We start from the raw sequence: 3,564 nt of genomic DNA, 5'->3' as shown, positions 1-3,564 counted from the left end.
TTCTAACTCTTTCCTACTAAATAAATATCCAGAAAAGTTATTATGAAGATGATTTTAACAAAATTTTAATAATAAGAATAAGTTATATGTAATTATTTAAATAATCTTTTTTCAGGTTAGAAAAGTTATAACACACTAAGAAATTGTATAAAATTCATGATGAATTTTATACAATTTATCACAAGCTATCCGTTGAATAGTATAGACTCTTATCTACGCAGATGTTTCTTTGTATTTTCTTCCTCTTAGTCCAACACCCATCATGGTTTTCCACAACCGGAAAAGGGAAACTCCCTGCATACTCAAATAAAAAGCTTTAGGAATTTTCAATAAACTTGTAATCTGATATAATAACCTCTTTATTTTTGTGAGACGCCTCCAATACAGCTTTGGTCACAGTAATACATAATGGGAGACGTCTTTTTCAACACTCACTGCAATTCGAAGAGCCACTTCATTCACATACTTCAATTTCCAGAAAAATTAACACCATTAACCATCTCATACAGCCAACTCCCGAATATTTCCTCCTTCACCAAAGTAGAACCTATCAGGTTTATATTTAATTGAAGGGGAAGCCAATGGGAGTAGCTGGCTTCCCCTTTATATCGATCAATATTTCCGTAAGATTTAGGACATGATTCCATCAATTTCTTGAAAAAATAGAACGTCAGTAACAATAAACAACAAGGGCCACTTAAACTAATCAAACTGGAAACTTTGTGGATGGTGCCTGTCACCCATTGTTTAGTCAATTACCTTTTCTTTTCAGTAAAGCCTTCCCTGTATTTAAAAGATAATTGATTCCCCATTTTACATCATTCCAGTATAGAGCCACTAACATGGTGATACAAATTACATATCCAATTACTGATCCTATATTGAAATCGATAAAAGTATTATATAAAGCATAGATAGCAGTCACAGCAGTCATTAGATAAAAAGCTTTTAATCTATAGTTCACATAGAAAAACTTATTAGATAATACTGTTCTAAGTGTAAAAAATACAATATAAGAAAGTCCAGTAGAAATAGCAGCACCTTGACTGCCAAATTTAGGAACAAGCAATGTATTTCCGATGATATTTGTAATGCAGGCTCCTACAGCAACTACAACCTGCAATTTGCTTTTTTTTAAGAAAACTAACCCACTAACTGTTGTCTCGGATATAGTGNNATTAAAAATGGCAAAATATAGGCAGCGGCACGATATTTTTCACCGAGCAAAATTGCAAAGATATCTTTTCCCAAAATCAATGTTAAACCAATGAAAAACATAACAATTGTTATAATCTGGTTTCCTTTTTGATAAAAGCTTCTGTCATCTTTATCTTTTGTATAATGCTGAACAGACATAGGTGTCCATAACGTATTGAATGTTGTTTGGACAATTGCAAATATATTTACAAGTGTCATGGTTGAAGAGTAAATTCCAACCTCAGAATAAGTGCGATATATACTCAGGAAAATTCTATCTATAGCCTGAAACAATGTGGTTACTCCCATTGAAATAATAAATGGATAACCATATCTCAATAACGAAATATAGCATTCAGACGAATCAACATTTTTTAAATCCCATAGGCTACGCTGAGCAAACATGCTCCAAATCATACATACAAACCCAGAAGCCATAGTGGCAATAATAAGCATTAAGAGATAATCATGCCCAATAAAATACACTAATGGAAGAGCTACAACAATATATGTAAGTTTATTGAGGATATTTAATTTGGAATAAAGTTTACTCTTATATGCAAGTCTCACCAATAAAAGACTAAATCTATATATTAATTGAATAATTGTATAAATACATAGAAGAGATATTACCAAGGTGTCAAATTCAAACTGAATTACATTAAATGCCGATAAACAAATAAAAACAATGCTTGCCATCAAACTAATAACAACTGGCAACTTAATGCATTTTAAAAGCAGCGCTTTTTTATATCCCTCGGAATCCTTTTCATAGTAATATCTTACTAATGCCTGATCTAAGCCTAAGCATAAAACCATTAGCATAATTCCTGAATACAGTGTAAAGATTGAAAGCTGGCCATATTCTTCAGGATCTACAATCCTAGTAATAATAGGCGTTGTTAACAATCCCAAAAGCATATTGGCAAAGGTTCCACCGCCAATTACAGCAAAATGTTTCAAAAAGTTTTTTTCTCCCATAAATGCGCCTCGTATTATTTAGAAATATTTTTCAAATCGTAGACTATCGGCGGGGTTACATTTGCTTTAATTACTCTAGCAGTCATTCCGGCTGCGATAGAATTCGCAGGAATATCTTTAGTAACAACTGAATTTGCACCAATCATGACATTATCTCCGATTCTTACATCACCAATCACTTTTGCACCAGCGCATAAAGTCACACCATTACCTATTACCGCCACAGCATTACGCGATTTCATAATATTATTACCAATTGTCACACCCTGCATAATCTCACACTGCTCGCCAATAACAGCATTTGCATGGATTACAATAATGCCCCCTCTGTGAGGCAAGCGGAACCCTTTTCCAATTTGAGTACGTGGCGCGATTTCATATCCATATTTAAAGGCAAAATAATTGTATAGTCTTTTAATAATTTTGCCAACAATTCCCTTTTCAGCGTCATATTCATGAGCCAAACGAAACATCACAATAAACTTCCAGGGTCTACTTTCTTCAAATAAAAATTTTTTTATGATCTGCCCTGTACTCAATTCACATCCCAAATTGCGAAAAATATCCGCTTTAATTGTTTCTTTGAGTTCTTGCTTCATATATTCTCACCTATATTGACATGAGAAAAAACTCCTCTAACTCGAAATAATTTCTCATTCCCTTTCCCAATGTACCCCTGTTCTTACTATCTTTGCCGGGCAACCAGCAATAACTGAATTATTCTCATTAAATCCACGTGTAACGCACGCACCATATCCAACAACAGAATTGTCTGGTATAATAGCCCCTTTTAAAATGTTAGCATTGGATGCAATCCAAACATGTTTTCCAATAACTACCGGCCTATTTTCATTTATTTTGTGTGATAAGTCATCCAATGCAAAAATAGGATGTCCATCTGATGTTCTAATATGAACATTCCAGCCTAACATAGCATCTTCATTAATTTGAACACTAGTATCACTTGAAATGCAACAGCCACGATTACTGGAAAAGTTATTCCCAATAACGATTTCCCCTCCGTAAGAAGCAATTAAGCTAATTCCTTCTTTAAAATCAGCTGTTCCCTCAAATATTAGTTTTGACCCATTTGATACTTTTACAAAACTTTTGGAATTATATTCCAATATCCCTTCAGTACCATGGTTAATTCCAATTTTAACCGCACCTGTTTTTGTTGTACCTAAAAAAATAATACTACCTCTATGAATTTCTTTTATTTTTACATCATACCCTACAAATACAGGACATTGGATTCCCTTCTTTACTCCAAAGACAATAAAGTTAAACCATATTGTTTTTGGAACCGATAATGCCAATTTCAAAAATTTATTCATAATAATCTATCCTTTTGTTTGAAATACTCTCACTAATCATTTGTGCTAT

General features: G+C 33.2%; 4 protein-coding genes. All 4 read right to left on the bottom strand.

The window, feature by feature from the left end:
- Nucleotides 1-751: 751 nt before the first annotated feature.
- The 4 genes from V7659_RS14095 to V7659_RS14080 all read right to left on the bottom strand — a co-directional run bounded on the left by V7659_RS14095 (nt 752) and on the right by V7659_RS14080 (nt 3,515).
- Nucleotides 752-1,123, bottom strand: a complete 372-nt coding sequence (locus tag V7659_RS14095) for a hypothetical protein (RefSeq protein WP_438825864.1) — start codon at nt 1,121-1,123, stop codon at nt 752-754.
- A gap of 20 nt (nt 1,124-1,143) precedes the next feature.
- Nucleotides 1,144-2,178 (bottom strand): lipopolysaccharide biosynthesis protein, encoded by a 1,035-nt coding sequence (locus V7659_RS14090; protein ID WP_335540530.1) that lies wholly within the window; start codon nt 2,176-2,178, stop codon nt 1,144-1,146.
- 14 nt (nt 2,179-2,192) lie between these two features.
- Nucleotides 2,193-2,777: a serine acetyltransferase gene (locus tag V7659_RS14085; RefSeq protein WP_335540529.1), complete on the bottom strand. Its 585-nt coding sequence runs from the start codon at nt 2,775-2,777 to the stop codon at nt 2,193-2,195.
- Nucleotides 2,778-2,831: 54 nt separating this feature from the next.
- The gene (locus V7659_RS14080; protein WP_335540528.1) at nt 2,832-3,515 is read right to left on the bottom strand and encodes an acyltransferase; all 684 of its coding nucleotides are present in this window, start codon (nt 3,513-3,515) and stop codon (nt 2,832-2,834) included.
- Between the last annotated feature and the right edge of the window lie 49 nt (nt 3,516-3,564).

This window comes from Neobacillus drentensis (assembly GCF_036966985.1).
GTDB classification, from domain to species: domain Bacteria; phylum Bacillota; class Bacilli; order Bacillales; family Cytobacillaceae; genus Neobacillus; species Neobacillus drentensis_E.
The sequence above is the reverse complement of the archived record's forward strand: the minus strand, read 5'-3'. Positions and strand labels throughout refer to the sequence as shown.